The sequence below is a fragment of the Streptomyces sp. NPDC007983 genome, from assembly GCF_042958345.1.
Classification (GTDB): domain Bacteria; phylum Actinomycetota; class Actinomycetes; order Streptomycetales; family Streptomycetaceae; genus Streptomyces.
This window is the reverse complement of the sequence record NZ_JBIBJI010000002.1, coordinates 367,809-388,120: the sequence shown is the minus strand read 5'-3', so window position 1 is coordinate 388,120 and position 20,312 is coordinate 367,809. Positions and strand designations below refer to the sequence as shown.

Below are 20,312 nucleotides of genomic sequence, written 5' to 3'. Positions count from 1 at the left end.
GCCCGTGACGGGGTCAGTTGTTGGTGGTGCCCATCGCCCGTTCGATGAGGCTGTCGACGTCCATGTCTGCGATCAGATGCGACTGGCTCTCCCGAACCTGAGGTGCCGCCGCCCCGGAGTTCATCAGCTCCACCAGCTTTTCCAGCACGCCCAGATCCTGGAATCGCTGGAGCGGCACGGTCGCCAGCACACGGCGCAGTCCGGCCTCATCCACTTCTGAAATGTCACCTATACCCGCCTCCGGCACCAGTTCCGTTCGCAGGTGCTCGGTGAGAACCGCCGGCGAGGGATAGTCGAAGATGAGCGTGGCGGGCAGCCGAATTCCCGTCGTGTTTGCCAGGCGATTACGCAGCTCCACGGCGGTAAGCGAATCGAAGCCGAGTTCGCTGAATGCCTGCCCTGCCGCGATATTCGTCGCATCGGCATGGCCCAGCACCACGGCGATCTCTCCGCGCACCAACTCCAGCAACAGTGCCGTCTGTTCCTCAGCCGACAGCGCTATCAGTCGGTCCACCAGGGACACACTCGTCGTGGCACTGCCACCCGCGGCGCGGCGTGGCTGACGCACCAGTCCGCTCAAGATGGGCGGCAGATGTCCGGCCCGGGCCTGTTCCGCCAAGCCGATGAAGTCGAACTTCACCGGCACCAACACCGGCTCCTCGGCGTGCAGACCAGCGTCGAACAACGTCATTCCTTCTTCGGTCGGCAACGGCTGCACACCGCCACGGTTCATCCGGGCCTGGTCGGCCTGGTCGAGCGTGCTGGTCATACCGCTCGCCTTGCCCCACAGGCCCCACGCCAGGGACACCGCAGGCAACCCCTGCGCCCTACGCCACTGGGCGAAGGCGTCCAGGAACGCGTTCGCCGCCGAGTAGTTGCCCTGCCCCGGGCTGCCCAGCACTCCCGACGCGGAGGAGAACACCACAAAGACATCCAGCTCCAGATCCGCGGTCAGCTCATGCAACGCCCAAGCCGCATCGACCTTCGGCCGGAACACCGCACCCAGACGCTCCGGCGAAAGGCTCGAGATCACACCGTCATCGAGCACACCCGCCGTATGCACCACACCCGTCAGCGGCGCATCCACCGGAACCGACGCCAGCAGCTCGCGTAGGTCGGCACGATCGGCTACGTCGCAGGCGACGATGTCGACCCGGGCGCCAAGGGCCTCCAACTCGGCCCGCAGTTCCTGCGCGCCGTCCGCCGCCGGCCCCCGGCGGCTGGTCAGCACCAGGCTCCGCACATCATGTGCCGACACCACATGACGCGCGATCGATCGGCCCAGTGTTCCGGTTCCTCCGGTGATCAACACCGTGCCTTCGGAGGTGAAGGCGGGCGGCGATCCCGGCTGGGAAGAGGCGGAGGTCGCCACGAGTCGTGGCGCGTATGCGGTGCCGGCTCGGACCGCTGCCTGCGGCTCGCCCGAGGCAAGGACGCTCGCGATCAGCTCGTCGGACGGCTCGCCCTGGTCCGTATCCAGCAACACGATGCGGTGGGGGTTCTCCGCCTGCGCGGAACGTACCAATCCCCACACCGCCGCACCGGCCGGATCGCTCACCTCGGCGTCACCCTCGACGCCCACAGCGCCCTCGGTGACGACGACCAGGCGGCCGGAGTCGGCAGAGGCCAGGAAGGTCTGCAACGACCCCAAGACCTCGGCACACAGCCTGTGCACCCCCGCAGCGCCCTTCTCGCTGGATCGGGCCCGCACCACCGTGGCGGTGACCGGTCCCGGGTCGGCCTGGGCGCGTAGCGGCAGGCGCGACCACTCCACCCGGAACAGCGCGTCGTTCCCGGCCGCAGCCCTCAGCTGCTCATCGGAAACGGCCCGCATCACCAACGACTCCACCGACGCCACCGGCGCACCGGCGCCGTCAGCGATCTCCAACGACAGCGCCTCAGAGCCCGCAGAGGACAACCGCACCCGCAGCGCCGACGCTCCCGCCGCGTGCAACGTCACACCGTTCCACGCGAACGGCAACGACACCCCGTCGTCGTGGTCCGACTTTACGAACGCCCCCGCGTGCAGCGCCGCATCCAGCAACGCCGGATGCAACCCGAACCCCGACTCCGCCCCCGCAGCCTCCGCCCCCAAAGCGACCTCGGCGAACACCTCGCCACCACGCCGCCACACCGACCTCAACCCCTGGAACACCGGCCCATAGCCATAACCCCGCCCAGCCAGCTCCTCATACAGACCCGACACATCCACCGCCTCAGCCCCCACCGGCGGCCACACCTCAAAGGAGCCGACAGAGGCCGGTGCCTCGCTCACGACCTGACCGCTGGCGTGGCGAGTCCACGCTGTCCCGGACACCGCATCGTCGGACCGCGAATACACCGCGACCGAACGCCCACCATCGGCCTGCTCCCCGCCGACCGAGACCTGCACCCGTACCGCACCCGACTCCGGCACCACCAACGGCGCCTCGATCACCAACTCCCGCAGCGACCCGGCACCCACCTCATCCCCAGCACGGACCGCCAACTCCACCAACGCCGACCCCGGCAACAACACCACACCCGACACCGCATGATCAGCCAGCCACGGCTGCACAGCCAACGACAACCGACCACTGCACACCACACCACCGGAGTCGGGAACACTCACCACCGAGCTGAGCAACGGATGGCCCACCGACAGCGCAAGGTCGCCCGCAGACTCGTCCGGAATCAGCCAGTAGCGCTGGCGCTGGAAGGGGTACGTGGGCAGGTCGACGCGCCGTGCGCCCGTCCCCGCGAACACCGCCTCCCAGTCGACCTCAACCCCTCGGACATGCAGCCGCCCCAGGGCCGTGAGCAACGCGCGCTGCTCGTCGCTCACATCGCGGCGCAGGGTCGGTACGCCGTCCTGGCCCACCATCGCGGTCAGCACACCGTCCGGACCCAGCTCCAGGAACGTCGCCACCCCCTGCGACCGCAGGGCCTCCACCCCATCAGCGAAGCGAACCGTGCCACGGACGTGCTCAACCCAGTACTCCGGCGAGCACAGCCGTGCGGGCTCAGCCAGCTCACCGGTCAGGTTCGACACCACCGGAAGCTGCGGCTCGGCGTAGGCCAAACCGGCCGCGACCTGGCGGAATTCCTCCAGCATCCCGTCCATCAACGGCGAGTGGAAGGCATGCGAGACCCGCAGCCGCTTCACCCGACGACCTGCGAAACGTCCGGCCACCGCCATGACCGCGTCCTCGCCCCCGGAGAGCACCAGTGACGTCGGCCCGTTGATCGCAGCGATGTCCACGCCGTCGGTCAGCAGCGGGGTGACCTCGTCCTCGGTGGCCTCGACCGCCACCATCACCCCACCCGCCGGGAGGGCCTGCATCAGCTGGCCTCGGGCCACCACCAACGCCGCCGCATCCTCCAGCGACCACACACCCGCCACATGGGCGGCCACGACCTCACCGATCGAATGCCCTGCCACAAAATCCGGCCGCACACCCCACGACTCCACCAGACGGAACAGCGCCACCTCCACCGCAAACAACGCAGGCTGCGCAAACCCCGTCTGATCCAGCAGCTCCGACTCCCCGAAGACAACCTCCTTCAACGACCGCCCAAGGGGAACATCCACGGCCTCACAGACCTGGTCGAACGCCTCCGCGAACACCGGATACGCCGCGTACAGCACACGCCCCATACCCAGCCGCTGCGACCCCTGACCGGTGAACACCACACCCAACCGACCAGAAACCACCTCCTCACCACGCACCGCCGCCAACGCATCCCGCGCCTGGCCAGCAGATTCCGCCACCACCACCGCACGGTGATCAAAATGCACCCGCGACGTCGCCAACGAATAGGCCACATCGGCCAGGCTCACGTCATCGCGAGCCTTCAGAAAGGCCGCCAGTTGCTCCGCCTGCGCGGCCACAACGTCCGCCGACTTGCCCGACACGACCAACGGCACCACACCACCGGACACCACACGCTCGGCAACGTCATCCTCCATGACGGCCTCCAGTACCACATGCGCATTCGTCCCGCTGATGCCGAACGACGACACCGCCGCACGCCTCGGCCGATCCACCTCCGGCCACTCACGTGATTCCGTCAGCAACTCCACCGCACCCGCCGACCAATCCACCTTCGGCGACGGCGCATCCACATGCAGCGTCTTCGGCAGCACACCCCGCCGCATCGCCTCCACCATCTTGATGATCCCGGCCACACCCGCAGCCGCCTGCGCATGCCCGATGTTCGACTTCAGCGAGCCCAGCCACAGCGGACGATCCGCCGCACGCTCCTGCCCATACGTGGCCAGCAGCGCCTGAGCCTCGATCGGGTCGCCCAACGACGTACCCGTACCGTGCGCCTCCACCACGTCAATGTCCGTGCCCTTCAGTCCGGCATTGGCCAGCGCCTGCCGGATCACCCGCTGCTGCGACGGACCATTCGGCGCCGTAATGCCATTCGACGCACCGTCCTGATTCACCGCACTGCCCCGCACCACGGCCAGCACCTGGTGCCCATTCGCCCGCGCATCCGACAACCGCTCCAACAACAGCAACCCCGCACCCTCAGCCCACGCCGTCCCATCCGCACCAGCCGCGAACGACTTGCACCGACCATCCGGAGCAAGCCCACGCTGCCGCGAAAATTGAATGAAGGCGATGGGCGTTGACATGACGGCCACGCCGCCTGCCAATGCCAGTGAGCATTCCCCGGACTGCAATGCCTGGACCGCGGAATGCAATGCCACCAACGACGACGAACACGCCGTATCCACCGTCACAGAGGGACCTTCGAGTCCAAGGGCGTAGGAAACGCGGCCCGAGACCAGGCTGCCCGCAGCGACGGCCTCGGAATAGTCGTGGTACATGGCTCCCGCGAAGACACCGGTCCGGCTCCCGCGCAGCGAGGTCGGGTCAATACCCGCCCGCTCCAGCACCTCCCACGACACCTCCAGCAGCAACCGCTGCTGCGGATCCATCGCCAACGCCTCACGCGGACTGATCCCGAAAAACCCCGGATCGAACTCACCCGCGTCATGCAAAAACCCACCATGCCGCACCGACGACTTCCCCACCCGACCAGGATCCGGATCAAAAAGATTCGCCACATCCCAACCACGATCCTCAGGAAACAGCGAAATACCGTCCCGCCCCTCCACCACCAACCGCCACAAATCCTCCGGCGAACCCACCCCACCCGGCAAACGACACCCCATCGCCACAATCGCCACCGGATCATCCGACACCGACCCCACCACAGCCGAACCCACCACCGGCTCGACCGCAGCCTCCCCCACCAACTCCACCCGCAAAAACTCCGCCAACACCACCGGCGACGGATAATCAAAAATCAACGTCGCAGGCAACCGCAACCCCGACACCGCATTCAACCGATTACGCAACTCCACCGCCGTCAGCGAATCAAACCCCAAATCACTGAACGCCTGCCGCTCCCCCACACTCCCGGCATTCGCATGCCCCAACACCACCGCCACCTCACCACACACCACACCCACCAACACCCGCCCCTGCTCCTCACGCGACAACCCCAACAACCGCCCCGCCAAGGACTCACCGGTAGTGGTGTCGCCGGTGGCTGCGGTGCGGCGCCGAGGCACGCGTACGAGTCCGCGAAGCATCGCGGCCAGCTGGCCTGCCTCTGCCTGATGAGCCAAAGAGGTGAGGTCGAACTTCGCCGGCACCAACGCCGACTCGCCGGCGCCGAGGCCGATGTCGAACAACGCCATGCCCTCATCGGAGGACAACGGTTTGATGCCACTGCGGTTCATCCGGGCCTGGTCGGTCTGGTCGAGCGTGCTGGTCATACCGCTGGTCTCGCCCCACAGGCCCCACGCCAGGGACACCGCAGGCAACCCCTGCGCCCGACGCCACTGCACGAAGGCGTCCAGGAACGCATTGGCCGCCGAGTAGTTGCCCTGTCCCGGACCGCCCAGCACTCCCGACGCGGAGGAGAACACCACAAACGCATCCAGCTCCAGATCCGCGGTCAGCTCATGCAGCACCCAAGCCGCATCGACCTTCGGCCGGAACACGGCCCCCAGACGCTCCGGCGAAAGGCTCGAGATCACACCGTCATCGAGCACACCCGCCGTATGCACCACACCCGTCAGCGGCGCATCCACCGGAATCGACGCCAGCACATGGCTCAGATCCTCACGATCGGCCACATCGCATACGACCACGCGGACGTTCGCCCCGAGCTGCTCCAGCTCGGTGTTCAACTCCTCGACTCCGGCGGCGGCCATGCCCCGACGGCTGGCGAGCACCAGGTTGCGTACGCCGTGCTCCGATACGAGGTGGCGAGCGACCACAGCGCCCAATGTCCCCGTACCCCCGGTGATCAGGACCGTGCCCTCGGGGTTCAGCGGGGATGCGGACGTGGCCTTCTTCGCGGGCGTACGCACCAGCCGTGGTGCGTACACCGTGCCGGCTCGGACCGCCACCTGGGGCTCGTCCGAGGTCAGCACGGTCGCGATCAGCTCATCGGACGGCTCACCTCCGTCCGTATCGACCAGCACGACCCGGTCGGGGTTTTCCACCTGCGCGGAACGCACCAATCCCCACACCGCCGCACCTGCCGGATCGCTCACCTCGGCGTCATCCTCAACACCCACAGCGCCCTCGGTGACCACCACCAGGCGGCCGGAGTCCGCAGAGGCCAGGAAGGTCTGCAGCTGGTCCAGCACCTCGGCACACAGGCGATGAGCTTCCTCACTCCCCTGCCCCTCGGACCGCGCCCGCACCACCGTCGCAGCAACCGGCTCCGGGTCGGCCTGGGCGCGTAGCGGCAGACGCGACCACTCCACCCGGAACAGCGCGTCGTTCCCGGCCGCAGCCCTCAGCTGCTCATCGGAAACGGCCCGCATCACCAACGACTCCACCGACGCCACCGGCGCACCGGCGCCGTCAGCGATCTCCAACGACAGCGCCTCAGAACCCGCAGAGGACAACCGCACCCGCAGCGCCGACGCCCCCGCCGCGTGCAACGTCACGCCGTTCCACGCGAACGGCAGCAACACTCCATCCCCGGCAGTCCCACCCGACTCCACAAACGCCCCCGCGTGCAGCGCCGCATCCAGCAACGCCGGATGCAACCCGAACCCCGACTCTGCCCCCGCAGCCTCCGCCCCCAAAGCGACCTCGGCGAACACCTCGCCACCACGCCGCCACACCGACCTCAACCCCTGGAACACCGGCCCATAGCCATAACCCCGCCCAGCCAGCTCCTCATACAGACCCGACACATCCACCGCCTCAGCCCCCACCGGCGGCCACACCTCAAAGGAGCCGACAGAGGCCGGTGCCTCGCTCACGACCTGACCGCTGGCGTGCCGGGTCCAAGCCGTCTCAGACACCGCATCCTCAGGCCGCGAGTACACCGCGACAGAACGCCCACCATCGGCCTGCTCCCCGCCGACCGAGACCTGCACCCGTACGGCACCCGACTCCGGCACCACCAACGGCGCCTCGATCACCAACTCCCGCAGCGACCCCGCACCCACCTCATCCCCAGCACGGACCGCCAACTCCACCAACGCCGACCCCGGCAACAACACCACACCCGACACCGCGTGATCAGCCAGCCACGGCTGCACAGCCAACGACAACCGACCACTGCACACCACACCACCGGTATCCGGTACCGGCATGACAGTGCTGAGCAGCGGGTGCTCGGCCGCCAATGCCCCATCGGCTGCCGAGACGCCAGACGTCAGCCAGAAGCGCTGCCGCTGGAAGGCGTACGTCGGCAGGTCGACGCGCCGCGCGCCCGCCCCCGCGAACACCGCCTCCCAGTCCACCGCGACACCGCGCACATGCAGCCGCCCTACAGCAGTGAGCAACGCCCGACGCTCATCGGTCACATCGCGGCGCAGGGTCGGCACTCCGTCCTGCCCCACCATCGCGGTCAGCACACCGTCCGGGCCCAGCTCCAGGAACGTCGCCACCCCCTGCGCCCGCAGGGCCTCCACCCCATCGGCGAAGCGAACCGTGCCACGGACGTGCTCAACCCAATACTCCGGCGAGCACAGCCGTGCGGGGTCAGCCAACTCACCGGTCAGGTTCGACACCACCGGCAGCTGAGGCGCGGCGTAGGCCAGACCGGCGGCGACCTGGCGGAAGTCCTCCAGCATCCCGTCCATCGACGAGGAGTGGAAGGCGTGCGAGACCCGCAGCCGCTTCACCCGACGCCCCTCAAAGCGCCCGGCCACCGCCATGACCGCGTCCTCGGCTCCGGAGAGCACCAGCGACGTCGGCCCATTGATGGCCGCGATGCTCACACCGTCGGTCAGCAGCGGGGTGACCTCGTCCTCGGTGGCCTCGACCGCCACCATCACCCCACCCGCCGGGAGGGCCTGCATCAGCTGGCCTCGGGCCACCACCAACGCCGCCGCGTCCTCCAGCGACCACACACCCGCCACATGGGCGGCCACGACCTCACCGATCGAATGCCCTGCCACAAAATCCGGCCGCACACCCCACGACTCCACCAGACGGAACAGCGCCACCTCCACCGCAAACAACGCAGGCTGCGCAAACCCCGTCTGATCCAGCAGCTCCGACTCCCCGAAGACAACCTCCTTCAACGACCGACCAAGGGGAACATCCACGGCCTCACAGACCTGGTCGAACGCCTCCGCAAACACCGGATACGCCGCGTACAGCGCACGCCCCATACCCAGCCGCTGCGACCCCTGACCGGTGAACACCACACCCAACCGACCGGAAACCACCTCCTCACCACGCACAGCCGCCAACGCATCCCGCGCCTGACCAGCAGATTCCGCCACCACCACCGCACGATGGCCAAAGTGCGCCCGCGACGTCGCCAACGAATACGCCACATCCACCAGACTCACCGCATCGCCGTGAGCCGCCAGATAGGACGCCAACTGCTCCGCCTGCGCGGACACCGCATCGGCCGACTTGCCCGACACCACCAGCGGCACCACACCACCGGACACCACACGCTCGGCAACGTCATCCTCGACGACGGCCTCCAGCACCACATGCGCATTCGTCCCGCTGATGCCGAACGAGGACACCGCCGCACGCCTCGGCCGATCCACGTCCGGCCACTCACGCGCCTCCGTCAGCAACTCCACCGCACCCGCCGACCAATCCACCTTCGGCGACGGCGCATCCACATGCAGCGTCTTCGGCAACACACCCCGCCGCATCGCCTCCACCATCTTGATCACGCTGGCGGCTCCGGCCGTCGCCTGCGTGTGGCCGATGTTGGACTTCAACGAACCCAGCCACAGCGGGCGATCCGCGCTGCGCCCTTGGCCGTACGTGGCCAGCAGCGCCTGCGCCTCGATCGGGTCGCCCAACGACGTACCCGTACCGTGCGCCTCCACCGCATCGATGTCCGTGCCGATGAGACCGGCGTTGGCGAGGGCCTGCCGGATCACCCGCTGCTGCGCGGGACCATTCGGCGCGGTCAGGCCGTTCGACGCACCGTCCTGGTTCACCGCGCTGCCCCGCACCACGGCCAGCACCTGGTGCCCGTTCGCCCGCGCGTCCGACAACCGCTCCAGCAACAGCAACCCCACACCCTCAGCCCACGCCGTACCGTCCGCACCAGCCGCGAATGCCTTGCACCGGGCGTCCGGGGCGAGGCCGCGCTGCCGGGAGAACGCGACGAACGCGCCCGGGGTGGCCATCACCGCGACGCCACCGGCCAGCGCCAGCGAGCACTCGCCCGAGCGCAGCGCCTGCGCGGCCAGGTGGATGGCGACGAGCGCCGAGGAGCACGCCGTGTCGATGGTGACCGCAGGACCTTCGAAGCCGAAGCTGTAGGCCACGCGCCCCGAGGTGACGGCGCCCGCGCTGCCCGTGAGCGCATAGCCTTCGGCGCCCTCCTCGCCGCCCTCAAGGCTGGGGATGTAGTCCTGCGGCTTGGCTCCGGCGAATACGCCCACGTTGCGTCCGCGCAGGGTGGTCGGGTCGATACCCGCCCGTTCCAGCACCTCCCACGACGTCTCCAGCAGCAGCCGCTGCTGCGGGTCCATCGCCAGCGCCTCACGCGGGCTGATGCCGAAGAAGGCCGCGTCGAAGTCCGCGGCGCCGTCGATGAAGCCGCCTTCCCTGACGTACGACTTCCCGGCCCGCTCGGGGTCCGGATCGAAGACGCTCTCCAGGTCCCAGCCCCGGTCGGACGGGAAGGGGCTGATGCCATCGGTGCCACCGGCGACGAGCTCCCACAGGTCCTCGGGCGACGCCACCCCGCCCGGCAGACGGCAGCCCATGGCGACGACCGCGATCGGGTCCGTCTTCTCCGACTCGATCTCCCGCAGCCGCGTACGGGCCTGGGAAAGGTCGGCTAGGGCGCGCTTGAGGTAACCGCGGAGCTTGTCGTCGTTCGTCGTCATGGAAGGTCTCTCCCCATCAGGAGGTTCGGGCGGTGGGGCCGGCGGTCATGAGGAGCCGAGCTCGCTCTCGGCGAAGTCGAAGAGCTCGTCGTCGGAGGCGGAGTCGAAGTCGAACTCCTCGTCGGCCTCGAAGGCGCCACCGGACGACGCCCACCTGGTGGCCAGGGCCTGGAGGCGCTTGACCACCTGTGCTTTCACCGTGTCCTCCAGGTCCGTGGAGCCGAACGCCGCTTCCAGGCGGTCGAGTTCGGACAGCACGGACACCTCGGGGGCGACCAGTTGCCCCAACAAGTGCTCGGCGAGGGCCACGGGCGTCGGGTGGTCGAACACCGCGGAGGCGGGCAGTGCCAGCCCGGTGGCAGCCGTGAGCCGGTTGCGCAATTCCACGCCGGTGAGGGAGTCGAACCCGATGTCCTTGAAGGCACGGTCCGGCGCGATGACGTCCTTGCCCGGTCGGCCGAGGACGGTCGCCGCGTCACCGCGTACCAGCTCCACCAACGTGCGCCGCTGCTCCGGTTCCGGCATCGACGCCAGACGGTCGGTCAGGGAGACACCGGCCGCGGCGGGGACGCCGCCGGGCACGCCCGCGGTACGGCGGGGCCGACGCACCAGGCCCCGCAGCATCGACGGGAGGAGGTCGGCCCCTGCCTGTTCCGTCAAGGAGGCGAAGTCGAACTTCACCGGCGCCAGCACCGCCTGCTCACCACGCAGGCCGACGTCGAACAGGGCCATGCCCTCGTCCGAAGACAGCGGTTCGATACCGGCGCGACTCAACCGGGCCAGGTCCGTGTCGCCCAACTTCCCTGTCATGGCACTCGATTCGGCCCACTGACCCCATGCCAGGGACACCGCGGGCAGCGCCTGTGCCCTGCGCCACTGCGCGAAGGCGTCCAGGAAGGCATTCGCCGCCGCGTAGTTGCCCTGCCCCGGGCCGCCGATCATTCCGGACGCGGACGAGTACAGGACGAACGCGTCCAGGTCCAAGCCGGCGGTCAGCTCGTGCAGCACCAGCGCCGCATCGACCTTCGGCCGGAAGACCGCGCTCAGGCGGTCCGGGGTCAGGCTCGTGATCACACCGTCGTCGAGTACACCGGCGGTGTGCACCACACCGGTCAAGGGCCTGTCCTCGGGCACGGCTTCCAGCACCGTACACAGGGAATCCCGATCCGCCACGTCGCAGGCGACCAGCGCGACGCTCGCCCCGAGCCCTTCCAGCTCGGCCTTCAGTTCGTCCGCACCTGCCACCGCCGGTCCACGACGGCTGGCCAGCACCAGGTGGCGGACACCGTGGGCCGACACCAGATGACGGGCGACCACACCGCCGAGGGTTCCGGTGCCACCCGTGATCAGCACCGTGCCCTCGGGGTTCAGCGCCCGCTCCGCACCGGGCTGGGCGGATGTCGTGGCGTTCCTGGTCAGCCGTGGTGCGTAGACCTTCCCGGCCCGCACCGCCACCTGCGGCTCACCCGACTCCAGCACACCCGCCAGAACCTCATCGGAGGGCCGCTGACCGTGCTCGTCCACGTCCCCGTCCACATCCATCAGCACGATGCGGCCCGGGTTCTCCGCCTGCGCCGAGCGCACCAGGCCCCACACCGCGGCACCCGCGGGATCGGTCACCTCCGCGTCGCCGGACACCCCGACCGCGCCCCGCGTCACCACCACCAGACGGTGCGTGGCGGACGAAGCGAGGAATGCCTGCAGCTCGGTGAGGACACGCGCGACAAGCGCGTGCGCACCTGCGGCTCCGTCCTCGGCCGACATCGCTTCCAGCAACGCCGCATCTTCCGAAGCAGCAGACCCGGCGCTGCCGACAGGACCGCCCCCAGCCTGTGCCGCCACCTGCGACCACTCGACGCGGAACAGTGCGTCGTGTCCGGCCGTCGTCCTCAGATCCTCGTCCGCTATCGCCCGTAGTACGAGCGAGTCCACCGACGCGACCGGCGCACCTTGGCCGTCAGCGATCTCCATCGACATCGACGCGGGGCCCGTGGGCGAGAGCCGTACCCGCACCTCCGACGCGCCGGTGGCGTGCAGCGTCACGCCACGCCACTCGGCGGCCCGGCCCGGTAGCCCGGCAGCCCGTGCCGCGGCCTCCAGCAGCGCAGGGTGGACGCCGAAACGCCCGGCAGTGGCGGTGTGCTGCTCGCCGAGGCCGATGTCGGCGAAGACATCGGTACCGCGAGTCCACACCCGACGCAGCTCTCCGGGGAGGGCAGCGACCTGGGCGGGCTCCGCGCCGGCCGGGGGCCATACGTCCACGGTCGCCGGCGGGCTCGTCTCGGCGGCCGCCAGCGTCCCGGTCGCGTGACGGGTCCAGGGCGCATCGCCCTTCTCGGGCCTGGAATAGATGTCCACCGGTCGCCGACCCGTGCCGTCCGAGGCGCCCACCGAGACCTGCACCCGTACCGAGCCCGTTTCCGGCAGCACGAGCGGAGCTTCGCTCACCAGCTCCGACAAGGAGCCCGCGCCGACCTCGTCGCCCGCGCGGAGCGCCAGCTCGACCAGCGCCGACCCGGGTACGACGGGCACACCCGACACCACGTGATCGGCGAGCCATGGCTGTGCGGCCAACGACAATCGACCGGTGCAGAGCACACCGCCCGTGTCCGGAACGGCCACCACGGCGCTGAGCAGCGGATGATCCATCGATACGTCGCTCATGGCGGGTGTGGTCGCGGCGAGCCAGAACTTCTCCTGCTGGAAGGCGTACGTGGGCAGGTCGACGCGCCGCGCGCCGGTCCCCGCGAACACCTGCTCCCAGCCGACCTCGACCCCTCGGACGTGCAGTCGTCCTACGGCCGTGAGCAATGCCCGACGCTCATCGGCCACGTCACGGCGCAGGGTCGGTACGCCGTCCTGGCCCACCATCGCGGTCAGCACACCGTCCGGACCCAGCTCCAGGAACGTCGCCACCCCCTGCTTCCGCAGGGCCTCCACCCCATCAGCGAAGCGGACGGTGCCACGGACGTGCTCGACCCAGTACTCCGGCGAGCACAGCCGTGCGGGGTCAGCCAGCTCACCGGTCAGGTTCGACACCACCGGAAGCTGCGGCGCGGCGTAGGCCAAACCGGCGGCGACCTGGCGGAAGTCCTCCAGCATCCCGTCCATCAACGAGGAGTGGAAGGCGTGCGAGACCCGCAGCCGCTTGACGCGACGGCCCTCAAAGCGCTCCGTCACCGCGAGAACAGCGTCCTCGGCTCCGGAGAGCACCAGCGATGTCGGCCCGTTGATCGCGGCGATGCTCACACCGTCGGTCAGCAGCGGGGCTACCTCGTCCTCGGTGGCTTCGACCGCCACCATCACGCCGCCCTCGGGCAACGCCTGCATCAGCTGGCCCCGGGCCACCACCAACGCCGCCGCATCCTCCAGCGACCACACACCCGCCACATAGGCGGCCACGACCTCACCGATCGAATGCCCCGCCACAAAGTCCGGCCGCACACCCCACGACTCCACCAGACGGAACAGCGCCACCTCCACCGCAAACAACGCAGGCTGCGCAAACCCCGTCTGATCCAGCAGCTCCGACGCCCCGAAGACAACCTCCTTCAACGACCGACCAAGGGGAACATCCACGGCCTCACAGACCTCGTCGAACGCCTCCGCAAACACCGGATACGCCGCGTACAGCGCACGCCCCATACCCAGCCGCTGCGACCCCTGACCGGTGAACACCACACCCAACCGACCAGAAACCACCTCCTCACCACGCACCGCCGCCAACGCATCCCCCGCCTGGCCAGCAGACTCCGCCACCACCACCGCACGATGGCCAAACTGCGCCCGCGACGTCGCCAACGAATACGCCACATCCACCAGACTCACCGCATCGCCGTGAGCCGCCAGATAGGACGCCAGCCGCTCCGCCTGCGCGCTCACCGCCTCCGCCGACTTCCCTGACACCACCAGCGGCACCGCACCACCGGAGACCACACGCTCGACGGCAGGCTCCTCCTCGACGGCGGCCTCCAGCACCACATGCGCATTCGTCCCGCCGATGCCGAATGCCGACACACCCGCACGCCTCGGACGGTTCGCCTCCGGCCACTCACGCGCCTCCGTCAGCAACTCCACCGCACCCGCCGACCAATCCACCTTCGACGACGGCGCATCCACATGCAGCGTCTTCGGCAGCACGCCCCGCCGCATCGCCTCCACCATCTTGATCACACCGGCGACACCCGCCGTGGCCCCGGTGTGGCCGATGTTGGATTTCAGGGCTCCCAGCCACAGGGGGCGGTCGGCCGGGCGTTCCTGGCCGTACGTCGCCAGCAGCGCCTGCGCCTCGATCGGGTCGCCCAGCGACGTACCCGTACCGTGCGCCTCCACCGCATCGACGTCGGCGGGCGCCACACCCGCGTTGGCGAGAGCCTGCCGGATCACCCGCTGCTGCGCGGGACCATTCGGCGCCGTCAGGCCGTTCGACGCACCGTCCTGGTTCACCGCGCTGCCCCGCACCACGGCCAGCACCTGGTGCCCGTTCGCCCGCGCGTCCGACAACCGCTCCAGCAACAGCAACCCCACACCCTCGGACCACCCCGTGCCGTCGGCGCTGTCGGCGAACGCCTTGCAACGGCCGTCCGGGGCCAGGCCGCGCTGCCGGGAGAACTCCACGAACACACCCGGAGTGGACATCACGGCGACGCCTCCGGCCAGAGCCAGTGAGCACTCGCCACCGCGCAGGGCCTGGGTCGCGGAGTGCAACGCCACCAAGGACGACGAGCAGGCCGTGTCGATGGTGAGCGCGGGCCCTTCGAGTCCCAGCGTGTAGGAGATGCGCCCGGAGGCGACGCTCCCCGCGCTGCCGGTCAGCGCGTACCCCTCGGTGCCCTCGGCGCCGCCGCCGAGACGCGGGGTGTAGTCCTGCGATCCCATGCCGGTGAACACGCCGACGTCCTTGCCACGCAGGGACATCGGGTCGATGCCGGCCCGTTCGAAGACCTCCCACGACGTCTCCAGCAGCAGCCGCTGCTGCGGGTCCATCGCCAGCGCCTCACGCGGGTTGATGCCGAAGAACCCGGCGTCGAAGGCCGCGACGTCGTGCAGGAAGCCACCGCGGCGTACGTAGGACGTGCCCGCGGCGTCCGGGGCGTCGGAGAACAGGTTCTCCAGGTCCCAGCCCCGGTCGGTCGGGAAGTCGCAGACCGCTTCGCGCCCCTCGGACAGCAGGGTCCACAGCTCCTCCGGGGACCGTACCCCGCCGGGCAGCCGGCAGCTCATCGCCACGATCGCGATGGGGTCATGGGCGGGCGAACCCGGCTCGGCCCCCGCAGCGACACCGACGGCCGCGACGGCCGCGGTGGCCGCGGTGGCCACGACGGTGGTTCCCTGATCGCCGAGGAGTTCGGTGCGCAGGTAGTCCGCCAGCGCCACCGGGTTCGGGTAGTCGAAGACCAGGGTGGCCGGGAGCCGCAGTTGGGTGGCGGCGGCCAGGCGGTTCCGCAGCTCCACCGCCGTGACCGAGTCGAACCCGATCTCCTTGAACGCCCGCTCCGCCGCCACGGTCTCGCGGTCCGCGTGTCCCAGTACGGAACCCGCCTGCTCGCGCACCAGATCGGTCAGCGTCCGCCGCTGCTCGGCCTCGGTCAGTTCCAGCAGCCGGGCACGGAGAGCGGAGGCGACGACATCCGGGGCGTCCTCGCCGGTGGCGGCCAGCAGGTCGGTGACCTCCGGAAGGCCGCGCAGCAGCGGTCGTGGCCGCGCCATGGTGAACGTAGGGGCGAAGCGGCTCCAGTCCATTCCGGCGACGACCAGGTGGGTCCGGTCGTGCTCGACCGCCTGCACCAGGGCGGCAACGGCGAGGTGGGGGTCCATGAGGGTGACGCCGAGCCGGGTCATCTCGGCGGCCATCGCCTCGTCCACCATGCCACCGCCCGCCCAGGCGCCCCAGGCGATCGAGGTGGCGGCGCGGCCTCGGGCACGGCGGCGATGAGCCAGGGCGTCGAGGTAGGCGTTGGCGCCGGCGTACGAGGTGAGGCCGGAGCTGCCCCAGGCGGTGGCGCCGGAGGAGAAGAGCACGAACGCGTCCAGCTCACGATCGGCCAGCAGCTCGTCGAGATGGCGGGCCCCGGCGATCTTGGCGTTCCCCATCTCGACGAACTGCTCCACGTCGAGTTCGGACAGGGGCGCCTCGGTCTGGTTCGCCCCGGCGAGGTGCAGTACGGCGGTCAGGGGGTGTTCGTCGGGGATGAGGTCGAGCAGCCCGGCCACGGCGTCCCGGTCGGCGACGTCGCAGGCGGCGATGGTCACCTGCGCACCCCGTTCCTCCAGCTCGGCGCGGAGGTCGGCGGCGCCTGGGGCGTCGGCACCGCGACGGCTGGTCAGGATCAGGTGTTCGGCGCCCCGCTCGGCCAGCCACCGGGCCACATGCGCGCCGGTGCCGCCGGTGCCGCCGGTGATCAGGACGGTCCCGGATGGCGTCCAGGGAGTGGTGGGCGGGCCGTCCAGGGGCGCACGCAGCATGCGTCGGGCATAGAGGCCGTCGGTACGAATGGCGAGTTGGTCCTCACCATCCGCCGCCCCCAGCGCGGCGCAGAGCAGGCCGATCGCGTGGCCATCCGCTTCGCCGTCGGCGGGCAGGTCGACCAGCCCACCCCAGGTGTCCGGGTGGTCCAGCGCCAGTACGGTGCCGACACCCCACATCATGTGCTGCAGCTCGCTCGTCAGCTCGGCGGAATCGGCCACCGCGACACCGCCGGAGGTCACCGCCCAGAGGGGGGCGGTGATTCCCGCGTCGCCGAGTGCCTGCACCAGGGTGACGGAGTTGATCGCGCCCCGTGACCAGGTGGAGTGGACGGGGTGGGGGCGGTCGTCGAGAGCGAGGAGGGACAGGACACCGGTCACCGGCTCGTCGGGCAGCAGGTCGGCGAGGTGCTTGCGGTCGCGGTCGTCGGCCTCGACGCGGAGGACCCGTACGCCGCGCTCGGTGAGGCCGTCGAGGATCGCGTCGGTGAGTGTGCCCGGCTCGGCGCCGAGCGCCACCAGCCAGGTGCCGGAGGCCGTGTGGGGGCCGGGGTTCACCCGCTCCCAGTCGAGGCGGTATCGCCATCCGTCGACGACGGACTGTTCGTGGTGTCGCCGCCGCCAGGACGACAGCGCCGGCACCACCTGGTGCAGCACCGAGGCGTCCAGTTGCAGGTCCTCGGCGAGCGAGTCGGTGTTTCCGGAGTCGACGGCGGCCCAGAACGCCGCGTCGACCGGGTCGGCTGCCTGCACGGGCTTGTCACCCGCGTCCAGCCAGTAGCGCTGGTGCTGGAAGGGATACGTGGGCAGGGTGACGTGCCGGGTGTTGGCCTGGTCGAACGCGGCCGCCCAATCCACCTCCACACCCGCCATATACGCCTCACCCACCGACGACAAGAACCGCCGCAACCCACCCTCATCACGCCGCAGCGACCCCACTACGACGCCGTCGACGCCCGCCGCGTCCATCGACTCACCCAGCACGAACCCCAGCACCGGATGCGGGCTCATCTCAACAAACACCCGCTGGCCACGGTCCAGCAGCTGCCCGGTGACCTCGCCCAGCAGCACCGTCCGGCGCAGATTCCGGTACCAGTACGCGGCATCCAGACCAGCGGTGTCCATCACCTCACCGGTCACCGTCGAGTGGAACGGAATGGGCGAGGACACCGGACGCACCGAGCCCAGCACCTCCAGCAACTCCGCCTCGATCTGTTCCACCTGGGCCGAGTGCGAGGCGTAATCCACCGGCACCCGGCGAACCCGCACCCCCTCCGACTCCAGCGCCTCCGTCAGCGCGTCCAGCGCACCGACCTCACCGGCCACCACGGTCGACGACGGACCATTGACCGCCGCCACCGACAGCCCCTCGCCCAACCGACCCGTCACCACGTCCACCGGCAGCGCCACCGACGCCATACCCCCACCACCAGCCAACCGCGACGCAATCACCTGACTCCGCCGCGCCACCACCAACGCACCATCACCCAACGACAACCCACCCGCCACACACGCCGCCGCGATCTCCCCCTGCGAATGCCCCACCACACACCCCGGCACCACGCCGAACGAACGCCACAGCCCCGCCAGCGACACCATCACCGCCCACAGCACGGGCTGGACCACATCCACCCGTTCCAGCATGGCCTCATCGCCCAGCGCATCGCGGAGCGACCAGTCCACGAACGGCGCCAGCGCCTCTTCACACGCGGCCATGTGCTCCGCGAACACCTCGGACGACGCGATCAGTTCGCTGGCCATACCCACCCACTGCGCCCCCTGCCCCGGGAACACGAACACCACATCACCAGCACCCGCACCACCGCCGCTCACACCCGACAACCCCAGCAGCCCGGACACGGCGTCGCTACGAGAGCCCGCCACCACCACACCACGACACTCAAAACCCGAACGCCCCACCAGCGACGCGCCCACATCGCACAGCTCGACCTCGGGGTTGCTCCCCACGAAGGACGCCAGCCGCTCCGCCTGAGCGGTCAGCGCCTCCGGCGACTTCGCGGACAGCACCAGCGGCACCACACCCTCCGGCACCAGAGTCCGCTCCACAACCTCGGTCTCCGCCGATTCGAGAATCACATGCGCATTGGTGCCGCTCAGCCCGAAGGACGAGACGCCGACGCGGCGCGGCTCATCGCGCTGGGGCCACTCGCGGGCCTCGGTCAGCAGCTCCACGGCGCCCGCGGACCAGTCCACCTCCGGTGTCGGCATGTCCACGTGCAGCGTCTTGGGCAGCACACCGTGCCGCATCGCCTCGACCATCTTGATGACCCCGGCCACACCGGCCGCCGATTGGGCGTGACCGATGTTGGACTTCAGCGACCCCAGCCACAGCGGACGGTTCGCCGGACGCTCCTGCCCGTACGTCGCCAGCAGCGCCTGCGCCTCGATCGGGTCGCCCAGCGACGTACCCGTACCGTGCGCCTCCACCGCATCCACATCCACCGCAGACAACCGCGCATTCGCCAACGCCTGACGAATCACCCGCTGCTGCGCAGGACCATTCGGCGCCGTCAAACCATTCGACGCACCATCCTGATTCACCGCACTGCCCCGCACCACAGCCAGCACCTCATGACCATGACGCCGCGCATCCGACAACCGCTCCAACAGCAACAACCCGACACCCTCGGAGAAGCCGGTTCCGTTGGCTCCCGCCGCGAACGCCCTGCACCGGCCGTCCGGGGAGAGCCCGCGCTGGCGGGAGAACTCCACGAACATCTGGTTGTCGGACATGACGGCGGCGCCACCGGCGAGCGCCATCTCCGACTCGCCGGAGCGCAGCGACTGCACGGCGAGGTGGATCGCCACCAGCGACGACGAGCAGGCGGTGTCCACCGTCACCGACGGGCCCTCGAGGCCCAGGGTGTACGACACCCGGCCCGAGGCGAAGCTGCCCGCGCTGCCCCGCCCCAGGTAGGCCTCCAGGTCCTCGGGGACCTCGTGCACCCGGGGGGCGTAGTCGTGGTGCATCAGCCCGGTGTAGAAGCCGATGTTCCGGCCGCGCAGGGAGTTCGGGGCGATACCGGCCCGTTCGAAGACCTCCCACGAAGTTTCCAGCAGCAGCCGCTGCTGCGGGTCCATCGCCAGCGCCTCACGCGGGGAGAGTCCGAAGAACTCCGCGTCGAAGCCCGCCGCGTCCTCGATGAAGCCGCCCTCGCGCACGTAGGACTTCCCGGGCACGTCGGGGTCCGGGTCGTACATCCCCGCCACGTCCCAGCCACGGTCCGCGGGGAACTCCGTGATGGCGTCGACGCTTTCGGACACCAGCCGCCACAGGTCCTCGGGAGAGGTCACGCCGCCCGGCAGACGACAGGCCATGCCGACGATCGCGATGGGTTCCCACGCCTTTTCCTCGATCTCGCGCAGCCGCCGCGTGGCCTGACGCGCGGTGGCGACCGCCTTGTTGAGGTAGTCGCGGTACTTCGTGTTGTCCACCATGGAAGGTCAGCTCCTCGCGGGAATCCAGCAGGCCGGGGCGTCA

Annotated in this window: 2 protein-coding genes and 1 pseudogene; all 3 read right to left on the bottom strand. The window is 69.8% G+C overall.

Annotated features, from left to right (window positions below; all coding sequences use genetic code 11):
- Positions 1-13: 13 nt before the first annotated feature.
- The 3 genes and pseudogenes from ACFZCY_RS06485 to ACFZCY_RS06475 all read right to left on the bottom strand — a co-directional run bounded on the left by ACFZCY_RS06485 (position 14) and on the right by ACFZCY_RS06475 (position 20,269).
- Positions 14-10,261: an SDR family NAD(P)-dependent oxidoreductase gene (locus ACFZCY_RS06485; protein ID WP_391170382.1), complete on the bottom strand. Its 10,248-nt coding sequence runs from the start codon at positions 10,259-10,261 to the stop codon at positions 14-16.
- Positions 10,262-10,291: 30 nt separating this feature from the next.
- Positions 10,292-10,345 (bottom strand): annotated as a pseudogene (locus tag ACFZCY_RS06480) (polyketide synthase docking domain-containing protein); the annotation flags it as partial.
- 45 nt (positions 10,346-10,390) lie between these two features.
- Positions 10,391-20,269: a type I polyketide synthase gene (locus ACFZCY_RS06475; RefSeq protein ID WP_391169904.1), complete on the bottom strand. Its 9,879-nt coding sequence runs from the start codon at positions 20,267-20,269 to the stop codon at positions 10,391-10,393.
- Positions 20,270-20,312: the final 43 nt, after the last annotated feature.